General features: G+C 67.8%; 17 protein-coding genes. 4 read left to right on the forward strand and 13 right to left on the reverse strand.

Going from position 1 to position 16,343, the window contains the following annotated elements; translation table 11 throughout:
- The first annotated feature begins 9 nt into the window (after positions 1 to 9).
- Together Q0982_RS02560 and Q0982_RS02565 are read left to right on the forward strand one after the other, a co-directional pair.
- Entirely contained in the window at positions 10 to 1,263 is a 1,254-nt protein-coding gene (locus Q0982_RS02560) for an ArgE/DapE family deacylase (RefSeq protein WP_299391437.1), read from the forward strand.
- 36 nt (positions 1,264 to 1,299) lie between these two features.
- Entirely contained in the window at positions 1,300 to 2,025 is a 726-nt protein-coding gene (locus tag Q0982_RS02565) for a ThuA domain-containing protein (protein ID WP_299391439.1), read from the forward strand.
- Positions 2,026 to 2,216: 191 nt separating this feature from the next.
- Here the strand turns inward: Q0982_RS02565 and Q0982_RS02570 are convergent, their stop codons facing one another.
- The 7 genes from Q0982_RS02570 to Q0982_RS02600 all read right to left on the reverse strand — a co-directional run bounded on the left by Q0982_RS02570 (position 2,217) and on the right by Q0982_RS02600 (position 9,379).
- Positions 2,217 to 3,230 carry an arginase family protein gene (locus Q0982_RS02570; RefSeq protein WP_299391440.1) on the reverse strand — a complete coding sequence of 338 codons (1,014 nt, stop codon included), beginning with the start codon at positions 3,228 to 3,230 and terminating at the stop codon, positions 2,217 to 2,219.
- Positions 3,231 to 3,306: 76 nt separating this feature from the next.
- Complete coding sequence (locus tag Q0982_RS02575; RefSeq protein WP_299391442.1) at positions 3,307 to 3,975, reverse strand: nucleoside/nucleotide kinase family protein; 669 nt, start codon at positions 3,973 to 3,975, stop codon at positions 3,307 to 3,309.
- Entirely contained in the window at positions 3,975 to 4,823 is an 849-nt protein-coding gene (locus Q0982_RS02580; RefSeq protein WP_299391443.1) for a sugar phosphate isomerase/epimerase, read from the reverse strand. Before Q0982_RS02580 ends, Q0982_RS02575 begins: the two co-directional genes overlap by 1 nt.
- Positions 4,820 to 5,806 (reverse strand): ABC transporter permease, encoded by a 987-nt coding sequence (locus Q0982_RS02585; protein ID WP_299391445.1) that lies wholly within the window; start codon positions 5,804 to 5,806, stop codon positions 4,820 to 4,822. The genes Q0982_RS02580 and Q0982_RS02585 overlap by 4 nt, the downstream gene beginning before the upstream one ends.
- A complete protein-coding gene (locus Q0982_RS02590) occupies positions 5,803 to 6,786 on the reverse strand; it encodes an ABC transporter permease (RefSeq protein ID WP_299391447.1) in 984 nt (327 codons plus the stop codon). The genes Q0982_RS02585 and Q0982_RS02590 overlap by 4 nt, the downstream gene beginning before the upstream one ends.
- Entirely contained in the window at positions 6,779 to 8,281 is a 1,503-nt protein-coding gene (locus Q0982_RS02595; RefSeq protein ID WP_299391448.1) for a sugar ABC transporter ATP-binding protein, read from the reverse strand. Before Q0982_RS02595 ends, Q0982_RS02590 begins: the two co-directional genes overlap by 8 nt.
- 99 nt (positions 8,282 to 8,380) lie before the next feature.
- A complete protein-coding gene (locus tag Q0982_RS02600) occupies positions 8,381 to 9,379 on the reverse strand; it encodes a substrate-binding domain-containing protein (RefSeq protein WP_299391450.1) in 999 nt (332 codons plus the stop codon).
- A 143-nt stretch (positions 9,380 to 9,522) separates the two neighbouring features.
- On the opposite strand from Q0982_RS02600, the gene Q0982_RS02605 reads away from it, so the two are divergent.
- Positions 9,523 to 10,560, forward strand: coding sequence for a LacI family DNA-binding transcriptional regulator (locus tag Q0982_RS02605; RefSeq protein ID WP_299391452.1), 1,038 nt, complete (start codon positions 9,523 to 9,525; stop codon positions 10,558 to 10,560).
- A 7-nt stretch (positions 10,561 to 10,567) separates the two neighbouring features.
- On the opposite strand, the gene Q0982_RS02610 is transcribed toward Q0982_RS02605, so the two are convergent.
- Positions 10,568 to 10,972, reverse strand: coding sequence for a hypothetical protein (locus Q0982_RS02610; protein WP_299391453.1), 405 nt, complete (start codon positions 10,970 to 10,972; stop codon positions 10,568 to 10,570).
- 172 nt (positions 10,973 to 11,144) lie between these two features.
- Between Q0982_RS02610 and Q0982_RS02615 the strand changes: the two genes are divergently transcribed.
- Entirely contained in the window at positions 11,145 to 12,275 is a 1,131-nt protein-coding gene (locus tag Q0982_RS02615) for an FAD-binding oxidoreductase (protein WP_299391455.1), read from the forward strand.
- A gap of 11 nt (positions 12,276 to 12,286) precedes the next feature.
- On the opposite strand, the gene hypB is transcribed toward Q0982_RS02615, so the two are convergent.
- Genes hypB through hypD form a run of 5 tightly spaced genes read right to left on the reverse strand, consistent with a single transcriptional unit; the run spans position 12,287 to position 16,343 of the window.
- The gene (gene hypB / locus Q0982_RS02620) at positions 12,287 to 13,153 is read right to left on the reverse strand and encodes a hydrogenase nickel incorporation protein HypB (RefSeq protein ID WP_299391457.1); all 867 of its coding nucleotides are present in this window, start codon (positions 13,151 to 13,153) and stop codon (positions 12,287 to 12,289) included.
- Positions 13,153 to 13,395, reverse strand: a complete 243-nt coding sequence (locus Q0982_RS02625) for a hydrogenase maturation nickel metallochaperone HypA (protein ID WP_299391459.1) — start codon at positions 13,393 to 13,395, stop codon at positions 13,153 to 13,155. The genes hypB and Q0982_RS02625 overlap by 1 nt, the downstream gene beginning before the upstream one ends.
- Positions 13,395 to 14,114 (reverse strand): urease accessory protein, encoded by a 720-nt coding sequence (locus Q0982_RS02630; RefSeq protein WP_299391460.1) that lies wholly within the window; start codon positions 14,112 to 14,114, stop codon positions 13,395 to 13,397. Before Q0982_RS02630 ends, Q0982_RS02625 begins: the two co-directional genes overlap by 1 nt.
- 25 nt (positions 14,115 to 14,139) lie before the next feature.
- Positions 14,140 to 15,204, reverse strand: a complete 1,065-nt coding sequence (gene hypE, locus Q0982_RS02635) for a hydrogenase expression/formation protein HypE (protein ID WP_299391462.1) — start codon at positions 15,202 to 15,204, stop codon at positions 14,140 to 14,142.
- Entirely contained in the window at positions 15,201 to 16,343 is a 1,143-nt protein-coding gene (gene hypD / locus Q0982_RS02640) for a hydrogenase formation protein HypD (protein WP_299391464.1), read from the reverse strand. Before hypD ends, hypE begins: the two co-directional genes overlap by 4 nt.

Below are 16,343 nucleotides of genomic sequence, written 5' to 3' on the forward strand. Positions count from 1 at the left end.
AGACTCCGCATGAGCAATCCAGAAGACGTCATCCGCGCCACCCTGCAAGCCGAGCGCGACGCGCAGGTCCGTTTCCTGGCCGAGCTGGTGAAGGTGCCCTCCGACAACCCGGCGGGCGACTGCGCTGCCCATGGGGAGCGCGCCGCCGCGCTGCTGGAAGAGCTCGGCTTCACGGTGGAGCGCCATCCGGTGCCCGAGGAAACGGTGAAGGCGGCGGGCATGATCACCGCCACCAACCTGATCGTGCGCAAGAAGTTCGGAGCCCAGGGAGAGGACGGACCTGTCATCGCCCTCAACGCCCACGGCGACGTGGTGCCGCCGGGCGAGGGCTGGACCAAGGACCCCTACGGCGCCGAGATCGAGGACGGCTGGATGTACGGGCGCGGCGTCGCCGTCTCCAAGTCCGACTTCGCCACCTACACCTATGCGCTGATCGCGCTGGAGCGCGCGGCGGCGGCGGGCGTCGCCCTGAACGGCACGGTGGAACTGCACTTCACCTACGACGAGGAGGCCGGCGGCGAGATCGGCCCGCGCTGGCTGATCGACCAGGGCCTCACCAAGCCGGACCTCTCCATCGGCGCCGGCTTCTCCTACAACGTGGTGACCGCCCACAACGGCTGCCTGCACCTGGAGGTGACGGTGGACGGCAAGTCGGCCCACGCCGCCATGCCCTACACCGGCCACGACGCCCTGGAGGCCGCCAACGCCATCCTCACCGCGCTCTACGCCTGGCGCAGGGGCCTCAGCGAAACCGTCTCGGAGATCGAGGGCATCGGCAGCCCGCAGATGACCGTCGGCCTGATCGATGGCGGCATCAACACCAACGTGGTGCCCGACCGCGTCACCTTCCGCCTCGACCGCCGCATGATCCCGGAGGAGAACCCGGAGCAGGCCGAGGCGGAATTGCGGGCGCTCATCGAGTCTGCAGCGGCACCTTTCGAAGGGATCACCGTCACCATCCGCCGTATCCTGCTGGCCGCGCCGCTGATGCCGCTCGAGGGCGGCGAGCGCCTGACCGAAAGCCTGGCTGCGCGGGCGACGGACGTGATGGGCGAGCCCGTGGCACCGAAGGGCGTGCCGCTCTACACCGACGCCCGGCACTACACCGCCGCCGGCGTTCCCACCGTGCTCTACGGCGCCGGCCCCCATACCATCGAGGAGGCCAATGCCCACCGCGCCGACGAACGCCTGCCGTTGGAGGACCTCCACAAGGCAACCGAGGTGGTGGCGCTGACGTTGTTGGATCTGCTAAAGGAGGCTTAGGCGCGCCGCCCCACCCGATCACGGGGTCCAAGTGACATGCCGAACAAACTCCGCGTTCTGGTCTGGAACGAGAACGTCGAAGAGACGCGCAAGCCGGAGGTGCTGGAGATCTATCCGCAGGGCATCCACGGCGCCCTGGCCGATGCTCTCAAAGAAGCGGACGACATCGCGGTTTCCGTCGCCACCATGGACCAGCCGGACTGCGGCCTGACGGAGGCGGTGCTGGACCGGACCGACGTCATCGTCTGGTGGAGCCACCACGCCTACGACGACGTGCCGCAGGCGATCGTCGACCGTGTCAAGGCGCGGGTGCTCGACGGCATGGGCCTGATCGTCCTGCACTCCGCCCACTTCGCCCGCGTCTTCAAGGACCTCATGGGCACGAGCTGCGATCTGAAGTGGCGCAATGCGGGGGAGAACGAGCGGCTCTGGGTGGTGGCGCCGGGCCATCCCATTGCCGAAGGCCTTGGCGACCATATCGACCTGCCGCAGGAGGAGATGTACGGCGAGCCCTTCGACGTGCCGCCCCCCGACGAACTGGTCTTCATAAGCTGGTTCAAAGGCGGGGAGGTGTTCCGTTCCGGCTGCTGCTACCGCCACGGCAAGGGCCGCATCTTCTACTTCCGCCCGGGCCACGAGACCTACCCCACCTTCCTGCAGCCCGAGATCCGGCAGGTGCTGCGCAATGCCGCGCGCTGGGCCGCGCCGACAGCAGGCGGACCGCAGCGCTTCGGGCACCACGACCCGCTGGAAAAGCTCTAGCTGACCAACAAAGAAGCGTCCGGACGGTCATGCCTCGCCCTTCGAGACAGCCCTTCGGGCTTCCTCAGGGTGAGGCAACACGTTGCATTGATTGACCTCATGCTGAGGAGCCCTCCAGCTGTTTAGGGGGCGTCTCGAAGCACGAGGTCAATCATCGGATCGACTGTATCGGCAGCTTGCGGGCGCCTAGCTTACTGTCTGAAATGGCTGTCGGCGATCAGGCTCAGCATTTCGAACATCACGGCCATGGTCACCATCGCGGTGATCTTGTTGGGGCTGTCCTTGGTCGGCATCAGGCAGGCGACGTCGCCGCCGATGATGTTGAAGCCGCGCACCGCGCGCAACAAGGCCATGGCCTCGTCGATCATGAAGCCGTTGCAGCCCGCCTCGATATTGGCGCAGCCGGGCGCCACGGTGGGATCGAGGCAGTCGAGATCGAAGGTGATGTAGACCGGATGGTCGCCGATGCGCTTGCGGATGATCTCGATGGAACGTGCCGCTCCGATCTCCTTGTAGCGGTCCATGGTGATGACCTCGTAGCCCAGGTCGTAGCTGGGCTTCAGCCAGTCCAGGGTGCGGGCGTTGCCGCGGATGCCGACCTGGACACTGCGCTCGGCGTCCACATGGCCGTCGGTCACCAGATAGGCGGCCCAGTGGGCGGCGGATTTCTCGGCCCCCAGAAAGTGCTTCATGTTCGAGAAAGCATCGGTATGGGCGTCGAAGTGCAGGATCGCCGCCTTCTTCCCGTCGGTCAGCCGTGACGTGGAACCGCCCAGCGCCTGCAGAATGCCGCCGGTGATGGAGTGGTCGCCACCGACGGAGACCGGCCGCGTGCCGGCGGCGTCGATGGCGCGGTAGAACTCGGTGATGCGCTCGATACAGCGTTCGTTGTTGTTGGCCTCCGGCAGCGGGACGTCGCCCAGATCGTGAATGCGGCAGGCATTCCAGGGGTCCAGTTCGAAGTGCATGTGGACGCGCCGGCCATTGGCCGAGATGTCGCGGACCGCCCGCGGCCCCAGGTGCTGGTCACGCTCCGTGGTGCCGTTGCCGGTGGAATGAGGCACGCCGACCAAGGCGATGTCGCAGGCCGCCGGGTTCGGGTCGTGCGGCGCACGGAATAGCGTCGGCACCCCCCACCAATAAAGCGCATCCATGAAGGCCTTGTGGTCGCGCGCCGCCCGCGGCGCATCGTCGTCTGGGGCCATCGCCCATCCTCCCTCTGCGTTCGGTTTCACTGGTGGCCGTGCCATCCGCGAAGACCGAGTCTAGGGCCTTCACCCCCTAGGTCGCCACCTGAAGATCGGCTGACCGGCTGCTCTCGTAGACCAGGCGGGCATTGGGCAGGTCGTTGTCGTCCAGCTTGGCGGCGATGCCGGCCGCGTCGAGGCCGTGATCGACCCAGCGCCGGCGCAGGCGTTCGGCCAGAACAGCCTCTTCGGCGCGGATCATGACAGTGAGATCGAAAACGGGCGCCAGCGCATCCCAGGGCGCTTCGTCCAGCAGCAGGTAGTTGCCTTCGACCAGCACCAGCCGCACCGTGCGGTCGATCAGGGCGGCCCCGGCGCGGGCGATCTCCAGCGTGCGGTCGAAGCGCGGCACAGCGACGGCGGCTTCGTCGTTGCGCTTCAGGCGCGCCAGCATGGCGGCAAGGCCGCCGACGTCGAAGGTATGCGGCGCCCCCTTGCGGGCCCGCCAGCCGCGCGGCACCAGCACCTGATCGTCGTAGTGGAAACCGTCCATGGGCAGCACGGCGGCGGAGCCCGGCATCGCAGCGTTCAGGCGGCGTTCCGCCTCGGCGGCCAGGGTCGTCTTGCCGGAGGCCGGGGCCCCGGCGATGGCAACCAGCCGGCGACCGCCCTCCGGGATGTCCGACAGCAGGTCTTCCAGAGCCGCCAGGAAGTCTTCCGGATCCAGCGGCCCCTCCCCCGCCGTCCGCCCGGCAGGAGTCATCAGACCAACCCGTACTGGCGGGCCATGTTGCGCAGGAAGGGCAGGCCTTCCTGCATCACCTGGTCGGCACTGTCGGCGACCGGCCGCCAGACCGAGAGGGCCGAGGCGATCTGCGGCGGCAGGTTGATGAAGCTCTCCAGCGCCAGGCCGCCGTCGAAGCCGATAGCCGCCAGGGTGCCGCAGATCTCGTTCCAGTCGCAGGTGCCGCTGCCGGGCACGCCGCGGTGACTCTCCGACATGTGCATGTAGCGCAGGTGCTCGCGGGCGGCGAGGATGCCGTTGGCGACGCCATGCTCCTCGATGTTGGTGTGATAGGTGTCGAGATGGATGAAGATGTTGTCGGCGCCCACCTTGGCGATCATCTCCGCCGCCTGGCGCCCGGTGTTGATGATGTGGTTCTCGTAGCGGTTCACCGGCTCGATGCCCAGGTCGATGCCCTTGGTCCTGGCGTACTTGGCCGCCCCCTCCAGCGCGCGGGCGACGTTGTCGACCTCCGCCTGGGTCGGCGGCACGCCGGTGCGCTCGCCGATGCCGCCGTAGGTGACGCCGGAGAGCGCGAGGCCGCCGATCTCCACCGTCTTGTCGACGGCGAGGGAGAGGAATTCCACGGCCTTCTCCGGGTCCCGCGAGGCATAGGCGCTCTCCGGCAGGCCGAGGGAGCAGACCGCCGTCATCTCCGCTGTTTCCAGCAGCGCGCGGGTGTGGGCGGTGTCCACCGCCGGCGGATCCAGAAGCGCAATCTCGATGAAGTCGACGCCGTAGCGCTTGGCCTCGGCCACCGAGGTTTCCGCCCCCTGCCGGGTCCATTCCATGGCCCAGAGGCTCGTGTGTACGCCCAGACCCTTCATGTCTTGCCTCTCTTTCTTTCGAACCATCGCTTCCAGCCAAAGCGCAGGACCATGACCGCGATGAGAAACAGCCCCCAGACAGCGGTGCTGAGATGCTGGTTGGCCCCCAGCAGGTTCAGGCCGGAGGACAGGATTTGCAGGATCACCAGGGCCAGCAGGACGGAGGCGACCCGCCCGAAGCCGCCGAAGGGGTCGACGCCGCCCAGGAAGCAGGCCAGCACGGTGATCAGGAGATAGGCTTCGCCGTGGCCGACACGCACCGAGTTGAAGCGCGCCATCATGACGATGCCGGCAATCGCGCACATCACCCCGGAGAGGGTGTAGATCAGCATCAGCGCGCGCTTGGTGTCGACGCCGGAGTAACGCGTCGCCTCGATGTTGGAGCCGACCATGTAGGTGAAGAAGCCGAGGCGCGTGCGCCCCAACAGAATCTGCCAGACGGCCACGCAGGCAAGAAAGACGATCAGCGGCGCGGGAATGCCGAACAGGCTGCCGTGGCCGATGGCGGCGACGAAGTCGGGAAAGCCGGAGATGTCGCCGCCGCGCGTCAGGTATTCGCCGAGCCCGCGCAGGAAGATCATCATCGCCAGACTGACCAGGATGGGGTGGGCACCGGAGATGGCGGTCACCGCGCCCATGAGGAAGCCGGCGGCACCGCCCACCGCAAGCGCCAGGGCGGCGCCCAGCAGAAAGGCACCCATGCCCGCCTCCGGCCCGCCGTTGACCTGCAGCACCCAGGCCACCGTGAGCGCGGAGATATTAGCGGTGGAAATGATGGCGAGATTCAGGCCGCCGGAGAGAATGGGCAGCAGCATGGCAAGCGTAAGAATGCCGAGCTCCGGCAGCTGCACGGCGACGGAGCCGAAGTTGGCCGCGGTCAGGAAGCGGTCGCTGAGGAAGGAGAAGACCAGCATGACCGCCAGCAGGAAGACCGTCAGGCCCAGCACCTCCGGCCCCAGCCGCGCTTTCAGTTCCTCCATCATGGCCGCCGCCCCGCCAGGCTTTCGAGGGAAAGATTGGAGAGCGTGATGGCCGCCAGGATGATGCCGCCCACCACCATCTTGAAGGCATAGGGCGAGACCCCCAGCAAGTTGAGGCCGTTCTCGGTGATGGCGATGAGCAGCACGCCCAGCACGCAGCCCAGCACGGTGCCGCGCCCGCCGCCCAGGCGCGCGCCGCCCAGGACGACGGCGGCCAGCACGTCCAGCTCCCGCCCGAAGAGAGCGTTGGGAACCACCTCCTGCGCGTAGTTCACCTGCATCAGTCCGGCGATGCCGAGCATCAGACCGAGCCAGCCGAAGGCGATGTACTGCACCGCGCCAGGCGAAATGCCGATGCGCCGCGCCGCCTCCGGATTGTCGCCGTAAGCATAGAGCTGGCGCCCGGTGGAACTGTGGCTGATCAGCAGCCAGGTGGCGATCACGGCGAAGACCATCACCAGCACCGGCAGGGTGATCTCCGCCCAGGCGCCGCTGGCGGTCTCGTACTCCCAGAGAATGATGCGGTCGCTCCACCAGCCCGGCAGGTTGTAGATGGAGACGCCGCGGGTGAAGAACATCAGGAGGCCGAAAAAGACGTTGAAGGTGGCGATGGTGACGACGATGGAGATGATCCGGAAGTGATGGATCAACGCCGCGTTCACCGCGCCCAGGAGCACGCCGCAGGCCCCGGCAATGAAGAAGCCGAGCACCCAGTTGCCGCCGCCCAGCGCCATCAGCGCCAGGGCGGCCACGTACTGCACCACCGAAGCCGCCACCGCAAAGGAGATGTCGATGGCCCCTGCGATCAGCACCACCACCAGCCCCATGGCGAAAATCAGATTGACGGCGGAGGTGTTCAGCAGGTCGGTGAAGTTCACCAGGGTGAAGAACTGCTCGGTGGTCAAGGAGAGGAAGAGCCCGAGCGCGAAGATCACCAGGATCAGCCAGAACTCGGTGGCATTGGCGTTGATCAGTCTACGCATAGACCGCCTGTTCCAGCTCGGCGAGGCTCGTGGCGCGGGGATCGTAGTGGCCAATAATGCGCCCGCCGGCCATGTGCAGCACGCGGTCGGCGTTGAAGTAGACTTCCGGCGCCTCGTCGGAGATCAGCAGGATCGCCAGCCCCTGCTCCGCGAGGCGGCGGATGATGGCGAAGATGCCCGCCCGGGCCCCGACGTCGACCCCCACTGTCGGAGCATCGAGCACCAACAGGCGGGGCTCCGTCGCCAGCCACTTGGCCAGCACGATGCGCTGCTGATTGCCGCCGGAAAGCGTGGCCACGGCATCGGCGGGCGTGCCGATCTTCACCGCAAGCTCGCGGATCCAGTGGTCGACGAGGCTGGACTTGCGCGCCGGCGAGATGAGGCCGGCCGTGAGCAGCCGGTCCAGCACCGTCAGGCTCAGGTTGTCGGCAATGGACTGCGGCTGGATGAGGCCGAGGGACAGACGGTCCTCGGAGACATAGGAGACGCCGGCGCGGATCGCCTGGCCGTTGGAGCGAAAGCGGACCGGCTTGCCGTCCAGGCGGATCTCGCCGCGGTCCGGCCGGGTCATGCCGAAGAGGGTATGGCCCAGTTCCGTGCGCCCGGCGCCGATCAGCCCGGTGATGCCCAGGATCTCGCCCTTGCGGATGGTGAGCTCGATGTCGGCGTACTCGCCCTCGCGGGTCAGCCCCTTCAACTCCAGCACCGGCGGAGCCGCGCTGCGGTCGCGCGCGGCCACGGCGCTGTCGAAGGTCTGGCCGGTCATCAGTTCCGTCAGCTTGGACTGGGTCATGCCCTCGGTCGGGAAGACCCCGACCAGCCGCCCATCGCGCAATACGGTGACGGCGCTGGAGACCTCCAGCACTTCGGCGAGGCGATGGCTGACGAAGACCACCGCCACGCCCGAAGCCGAAAGGCTGCGCACGATCTCCAACAGGTGGTCGGTCTCGGCCTGGGTAAGAGACGCCGTAGGCTCGTCCATGAAGATCAGCCGCGCCTCGCCGACCAGGGCGCGGGCGATGGCGACGATCTGGCGCTTGGCGATGGGCAGGCTGCGCAGCGGCGCATCCGGGTCGAGTGCGACGCCCAGCCGGGCCAGCACACGTGCCGCCGTCTCGCGCATGCGCTTGCGTGCCACAGGCTTCGGCCGCGCGCCCAGCAGCGCCTCGAAACCGATGTTCTCGGCAACCGTCATTTCCGGGAACAGCGCCAGGTCCTGCCAGATCACGGCGATGCCCAGGCGCCGCGCCAGACCCGGTGTCGGCGCCGCGACGCTCTGCCCTGCGATCTCGATATCGGCGCCGGGATCGGCCGTGTAGACGCCGGTGGCGATCTTGATCACCGTGCTCTTGCCGGAGCCGTTCTCCCCGGCCAGGCAGTGGACCTCGCCCGGACGCACCGTGAAGGACACATCGTTGAGGGCCTTGACGCCGCCGAAGGTCTTGGAGACCCCGCGCATCGCCAGCACCGCCCCCCGCGCGGCCTGCTCAGCCATAAGCGGTCAATCCTCTGTTAAAGGACGCGCCTGTAAAGAAACGAGCCTCGCAAAAAGAATGGGGCGGCGCCAGCAGGCACCGCCCCAAGGTCACAGCAGTCAGAGGCCCATGGCCGCAAGCTCGTCGACCGTATCCTTGTTGATGGTCACCAACTGGTCGACGATGATGTTGGTCGAACCCGGCTCCGGGTTGACCGTACCCAGTCCTTCGATCTCCATGCCCGCGGTAATCTCTTCGCCCTTCACCAGAAGGTCGGCCATAGTGACGAAGACACGGCCCGCCTCCATGGGATTCCACATGAAGCCGCCGGAGATCGCGTCGGACTTGATGAGTTTCTGTCCCTGGCCCGGCGAGAAGGGGCCGAGGACATGGATGTCGCCGACCTTGCGGCGCTCCTCGATGGCACGCCCGGCCCCGATGGGACCCTGGCTGCCGAAGGCGAGGAAGCCCTTGAGGTCGGGATTGGCGGAGATCAGGTCGAGCGCGGTCTTGCGGCTGTCGTCGGCGCTCTCGGCCACGCCGTGACGCTCGCCGATCAGGTTCATGTCCGGATAGTTGGCCTTGATGTGGGCGATCGCCGCATCGGCCCAGGCGTTATGCAGCGGCACGGTCAGCGAGCCGACGAAAACCGCGTAGTCGCCCGCACCGCCCATCTTTTCCGCCAGCAGGTCGGCGTGGGCCTCGCCGAAGCCGTTGGCCGAGGCCAGCTCGAAGTTCCAGTCGACGTTCTGCTGGTCCGGGCTTTCGTGGGTGATGACCTTGATACCCTGGGCACGGGCCTTGGCCAGCACCGGCTCCAGCACCTCTGCATCGTTGGGGACGACGCCGATGGCATCGACACCCTGGGCGATCAGATCCTCGATGGCGCGCACCTGCAGCGCGGGATCGGCGCTGGTCGGGCCGATCATGAAGGCGTCCATGCCAAGCTCTTCGGCGCGCTGCTTGATGCCGACTTCCATGGCATTGAACCAGGGGATTCCGCCGATCTTGACCACGACGCCCATTTTCGGCTTGTCCGCCGCCGCCACGCTGCCCGCTGCGGCCATCCCGGCCATGGCAAACGCGACTGCGGCCGCCTGCAAAACTCTCGCGAACATCCCATCCTCCCTATGATTCTCGTTATGGACGATTGTCTGTTTTGGTGTTTCTCCTACCTTCTTTGAGGCAAGCCTGCTTGCACAATCGATAGAGCAAAGGGTATTAGACTCCCGTTGGGAGTCAAGTGTGTTCGGAGTCTGATGTGAAGGTCGCGGGGAAAAACCGGCCGGGAGCGGCGAAAAAGACCACGATCTACGACCTGGCGCAGCTGACCGGCGCCTCGCCGTCGACGGTCAGTGCGGCACTCAACGGCACCTGGCGGCAGCGGCGCATCAAGGAAAGCACGGTGCGCCAGATCCAGCAGACCGCGCTGAAGGAGGGCTACCGCACCAACCTGCAGGCGCGCGGCCTCCGCCAGTCGCGCTCCGGCCTCGCGGGTCTCATCATGCCGATGTACGACAACCGCTTCTTCGCCTCCCTCGCCCAGTCCTTCGAGGTCGAGGCGCGCGAGCGCGGGCTCTGCCCGATCACCGTCAGCACCCACCGCGATCCGGAGGAGGAGCAGCGCACCGTCGACACGCTGATCTCCTATGCGGTCGACTCGCTTTTCGTCGCCGGCGCCACCGACCCGGACGCAGTCAGCCGTCTCTGCGCCGATGCCGGCGTGCGCCACGTCAACGTCGACCTGCCGGGCAAGCTCGCCGCCTCGGTGATCTCCGACAACCGGGCCGGCGCGATGACCCTGACGGACGCCATGTTCGACGCGCGTCCGGATTCCGATGCCCACCTGAAGGGCCGCATCTTCTTTCTCGGCGGTCGCGAGAAGGACTTCGCCACCAGCGAGCGCATCGCCGGCTTCCGCAGCGTGGTCGAGCGGCGCACCGGCAGCTGCGCCGCCGAGCAGGTCGTGGCCACCGGCTACAACCCGGAGATCGTCGCCAAGGAAGCACAGAAGCTGTTCCGCGATCCGGCGACGGCACCCCGCGCCCTGCTGGTGAATTCGACCATCGCCTTCGAGGGCGGCCTCAGCTTCCTCGCCTCCCTGCCGCCGGAGACGGTCGAGCGGCTTGTCGTGGGCTGTTACGACTATGACCCCTTCGTGCGCTACCTGCGCTTCCCGGTGATCATGATGCGCCAGGACGTCGAGGGTCTGATCCGCGAGGCCTTCCGCCTTCTGGAGTCCGACACCACGACGCCGGAGGTCGTGCGCGTCACCCCCACCCTCGTCACGCCCGGCTGACGCGGCCTCAGGGGTCCCGATCGGACGCAGCCGGTCCGGAGGGGGCGCGGATCGCGTCGACATGCTTTCGCACGACTGCCCAGTCCCTGCGGAGGGACCGCGCCACGGGATCGAGCCACCAGGGCAGCCGCCAGCGCCGGCGTTGGCGTTGCAGCACGCGCTCCTTCACGAAGGTCTCGTCCCAGCCGGCCCATTCGCCGGCAACCGACAAGAGATTGACGCCGAAGGCGGGCCAGACCTCGGCGAACATGATCCGGTCGAGATCACCGCCGCTGTAGGGCGAGGCCGCACAGACCCGCGCGATCCGCTGAAAGTCCGGCGCGGCAAGCTCGGTATCCAGGCAGAGTTCGCTGCAGGCCACCCACACAGGCAGTCGATTGTCGATGTCGCTTTCAGGAGGCAGGAGTGTCATGGCTGTCGATGCCTGCAGTCTAAAGCAGTTCCGGGCGTGACCGCGACCGCTTTCCCCGCTAGAGCGGATTCACCGGCTTTGATGGATCGCTTCCGTGATTCCATCAAAGCCGGATCTGCTCTAGGCTTTGCGCCTCTATGCCGCGCCGACACCGGGTTGTGAAAGACTGATCATGCAGAGCTGCGACTTTCTTGTCGTCGGGGCCGGCATCGCCGGCGCCTCCGCGGCCTACGAGCTGGCGGCTGGCGGCAGTGCCATCGTGCTGGAGCGCGAAGAAGCGCCCGGCTACCACACCACCGGACGGTCGGCGGCCCAGTTCCTGGAGAGCTACGGCAACGACGTCATCCGCGCCATCACGCGGGCCAGCCGGGCGTTCTACGACGCGCCGCCGGAGGGTTTTGCCGGGCATGCCCTGCTCTCGCCGCGGCCCTCGGTCTATCTGGCGCGGGAGGATCAGCTCGACGATCTCGCCGACTTCCAGAAGGACGCCGGGGCCGATACGGCCGCCCTGACCGCCGCCGAGGTGGCCGAGCTGGTGCCCGTTGTCCGCCCGGGCTATGCCGCCGCCGGGCTGATCGAAGAGAGCGCCAGCGATATCGACGTGCACGCCCTTCACCAGGGCTATCTGAAGGGCCTGCGGCGGCGCGGCGGCCAAGTGGTGACCCGCGCGGAGGTGACCGCCGCCCGGCGGACCGGCGGGCTCTGGCAGGTGGAAACCGCCCAGGGAACCTTTGCCGCCCCCGTGCTGGTGAACGCCGCCGGTGCCTGGGCGGACACTTTGGGCCGCCTGGCCGGGGCGGAGCCCATCGGGCTGCAGCCCAAGCGGCGCACCGCCATCACCTTCGACGGACCGGAGGGCTCGGACTGTCGCGCATGGCCGCTGGTGGCCGACATCGCCGAGAGCTTTTACTTCAAACCGGAGTCCGGGCGCCTCCTGGCCTCCCCGGGCGACGAAACGCCCATGGAGCCCTGCGACGTGCAGCCGGAAGAACTGGACATCGCCGTCACCGTCGACCGCATCGAGCGCGCGACGACCCTGAAGGTGCGGCGCATCGCCCACAAGTGGGCCGGGCTGCGCAGCTTCGTCGCCGACAAGTCCCTGGTCATCGGCTTCGACGAGGCGGTGGAGGGCCTGTTCTGGCTGGCCGGCCAGGGCGGCTACGGCATTCAGACGGCACCGGCAGCCGCCCGCTGCGCGGCGGCGCTCGCGACCGGCACGGACCTGCCGGACGACGTCGCAAAGCTCGGCCTTACGGCGGAGGCCATTGCCCCGGCGCGCCTAAGACCGAGAGTTCTCGCCTGAGGCGGCAGCGGCTACTCGCCGGCCAGACCGAAGGCTGCGCCGCGCTCGTCCTCCAGGAAGGCGAGCCAGGCCTCCATCCCCGCGCCGGTGCGCGCCGAAAGCGTAAAGAGGCGGGCGTCCGGGTTCACGCTTTTGATGTTGGCGGTGCAGAGCGCCTGATCGAAGTCCACATGCGGCGCCAGGTCGATCTTGTTGATCACCACCACCTCGGCGGCGCGGAACATGTGCGGGTACTTCAGCGGCTTGTCCTCGCCCTCGGTGGTCGAGATCACGGCGATCTTCATGCGTTCGCCGAGATCGAACATGGCCGGGCAGACCAGGTTGCCGACGTTCTCGATCATCAGGAGCGAGCCGGCCTGCGGGTCCAGCGTCTTCACCGCCTCCGCCACCATGTCCGCCTCCAGATGGCAGCCGGCACCGGTGTTGATTTGCACGGCCCGCGCGCCGGCAGAGCGAATGCGCTCGGCGTCGTTGACGGTCATCTGGTCGCCCTCGATGACGGCGATCTCAACGCGGTCCTGCAGCGCCTCGATGGTGCGCTCCAGGAGAGTCGTCTTGCCGGCGCCGGGAGAGCTGACGAGGTTCAGGGCCAGGACGCCGCGTCCCTCGAACCAGCCGCGGTTGCGGTCGGCGATGCGGTCGTTCTTGGCCAGCACCGCCTGCTCCAGCGCGATCACCTCGCCGTGCGGCCCATGGACGTGGTCATGATGGCCATGATCGTGATGGTGATGGTCATGATCGTGGTCGTGATCATGGTGGTGATGATGGGGGAGCGCTTCGACGGCTGCACCCTGGCGCAGCAGCGCCTCCTCGCCCTTGTCCAGATCGGTCAGGGTCACGGCGTTGGCCGGGTCAGAGCATCCGCAGGTTCCGCACATCAGGCAGCCTCCTCCACTTCGAAGTTCTTGATCATGAAGACATCGCCCTCGGCGTCGAGAAACTCAAGCGCGGCGCCCTCCAGCGCCGTCCCCTCGGCGACGATGTCGAAACAGAAACTGAGGGCCTCGCGCTCCACGCAGGCCAGCGGGCCGACCGCCAGGCACACGCGCCGCACCCGCCGGGACCCGGCGTGCTCGCCGACGATGGCGACGATGTTGCGCGTGAGGCCCAGTTCGTGCATCAGAGGCTTCCCCAGGCGGTCTCCGCCGTGCCGGCCATGACGTCGACGCCCAGCACGATCGCCAGGGCCGCGGCACCCAGCGTCAGCCCCGTGTGAATCCACCGCGCCCGTTGCTCCGCCGCGCCCAGCGGCCAGGCGGCCACAAAAGACAGCGCCGCCATGCCGAGGATGGAGCCGAGGCCGAAGACGAGCACGTAACCCAGCGCCGTCCAGGCATCCTGGGTTGCCGCCACGGCCAGGGCCAGCAGGCCCGCCGAACCCGCCGCACCGTGGATCAGCCCCACCGCCAGCGCCCGCAGGGGAAACCCTGTCGGATGGCGGTGGTCGTGCGGGTCGTCGCGGTGCGCCGCGGTCGCGCCCGCGTGGCTGTGGGCATGGAGGTGCGGACGCCCCGCGTCATGGCTGTGAACGTGAAAGTGGATCCGCTGGGCCCGAAAACGGCGCAGCACGTCCAGGCCCAGCAGGACGAGCATGACGCCGACGCCGAACTCCAGCGCCGCCGAGGTCTGCTCCGTCAGGGTCAGACCCATCAGAATGACAGCCGCGCAGATTGCAAAGAGCGTGATGGTATGACCGAGCCCCCAGGCCGCCCCCCGAAGCGCGAGCCCGCGCTTTGACGACTTGCCGCTCACCGCCATGGCGCCGACCGCCGCCAGGTGGTCGGCCTCCAGCGCGTGCTGCATGCCGATCAGAAACCCCAATGCTAAAAACCCTTCCAAAACCTCATCCCCTCGAAAACAAGTCCTAACAGATCCGCGGCAACTGCTCGCCGACCAGCATGTCGACGATGCGCTGCCCGCCGAACAGCGTTTGCATGACGACAGTGCCGCTGTGCCCCTCCACCGCGCGGCCGATGATCTTGGCCTCCCGCCCGGCCGGATGGCCTTGCATGGCAGCGAGGGCCGCCTGCGACTCCGCCGCCGGTACGAAGAGCACGAGGGTGCCCTCGTTGGCAAGATAGAGCGGATCGAGGCCGAGGATTTCGCAGACGCCCTTGACCTCGTCGCGCAGCGGCAGCGCCGTCTCCTCGATCTCGATGCCGACGCCGGCGGCTTCGGCCATCTCGTTGAGGGCCGAAGCGAGCCCGCCGCGGGTCGCATCCCGGGCGGCACGCAGATTGGGCGCGGCGGCGATCACCGCTTCCATCAGACCGTTCAGCGACCGGCAGTCGGAGGGAATGTCCGTCGTCAGCGCCATGTCGCCCCGCGCCGCCAGGATCGCCGCGCCGTGGTCGCCCAGCACGCCGTTCACGATGGCGACGTCGCCGGCCCGGATGCGGCTGGCCGCCAGGCTGCGGCCCGGCGGAATGACGCCGACGCCGGCGGTGGTGACAAAGAGCTTGTCCGCCGAACCCTTGCCGACGACCTTGGTGTCGCCGGTGACGATGGCCGTGCCGGCCTCTTCTGCCGCCCGACGCATGGAGGCGGCGATGCGCCGCAGCAGCGCCACTTCCACCCCCTCCTCGATGATGAAGGAGGCGGAGAGCCAGAGCGGCCGCGCGCCGCCGACCGCCAGGTCGTTCACCGTGCCGCAGACGGCGATGGTGCCGATATCGCCGCCGGGAAACTCGACGGGATCGACCACGAAGCTGTCGGTGGTGAAGGCAAGCTGGGCGCCGGGCTCTGCGAAGGCCGCCGAGGTCAGGCGCGCCTGATCCTCCATCTCACCCATCTCCGGATTGCGGAAGGCGGCGACGAAGACGTCTTCGATGAGATCGCGCATGGCCTTGCCGCCGCCACCGTGGGCCAAGGTGACCCGCTCGGCACGCAAGCGCCCCGCCGGCGGATTGGCAGGAGTGATCACGTTCATTCCGCCGCCTCCACCGGAGCCCGCTGCCGCGCGCCCCCGCCGTACTGATAATAGGCCGCGCAGGCGCCCTCGCTGGAAACCATCAGCGCGCCCATCGGCGTTTCCGGCGTACAGGCCTTACCAAAGACCTTGCACTGCCAGGGTTTGATGACGCCCTTCAGAACCTCGCCGCACTGGCAGGACTTGGGATCGGCGATCTTCACCTGCGGCAGCGGGAAGCGGCGCTCCGCATCGAAGCGCGCATAGGCCTCGCGGATACGCATGCCCGAATGATCGATGGAGCCGAGGCCGCGCCACTCGAAGAACTCGCGCAGTTCGAAAACGCGGGCGACGGCCTCCAGCGCCTGGCGATTGCCGTCGCTGGGCACGATGCGGTCGTACTGGTTCTCCACTGCGCAGCGCCCCTCGGCGAACTGCTTCAACAGCATCCAGAGCGCATGAAGGATGTCCAGCGGCTCGAAGCCGGCGATCACCACCGGGCGCTTGTAGTGGCGGGCGATGAAGTCGTAGGGCTGGTTGCCGATCACCATGGACACGTGGCCCGGCCCCAGGAAACCGTCGATCCGCAGATCCGGCGAATCGAGGATCGCCTTGATGGTGGGGATGATGGTGATGTGGTTGCAGAAGAGGGAGAAGTTCTCGATGCCCTCCGCCTCGGCCTGCAGCACGGTGAGCGCGGTGCTGGGCATGGTGGTCTCGAAACCGAGGGCGAAGAACACCACCTCGCGCTCCGGGTTGTCGCGGGCCAGCGCCAGCGCATCCAGCGGCGAATAGACCATGCGCACGTCGGCGCCCTCGGCCTTGGCCTGGAGCAGGCTTTTCTTGGAGCCCGGCACCCGCATGGCATCGCCGAAGGTGGTGAAGATCACCTCCGGCCGTTCGGCCAGCGCCACGCAGTCGTCGACCCGGCCCATGGGCAGCACGCAGACCGGGCAGCCGGGACCGTGCACCAGCTCGATCTTTTCCGGCAGCATGGCTTCCAGGCCGTAGCGGAAGATCGAGTGCGTATGGCCGCCGCAGACCTCCATCACCTGGAGGGGTTTGCCGTCGCGGGTCTCGATCCGCGCGGCCAGGGCCTCGATCTCGCGGAACAGCGCCTTGGCCTTCTCCGGGTCGCGGAACTCGTCGACATACTTCAT

Source organism: Pelagibius sp., assembly GCF_028281305.1.
Classification (GTDB): Bacteria; Pseudomonadota; Alphaproteobacteria; order Kiloniellales; family Kiloniellaceae; genus Pelagibius.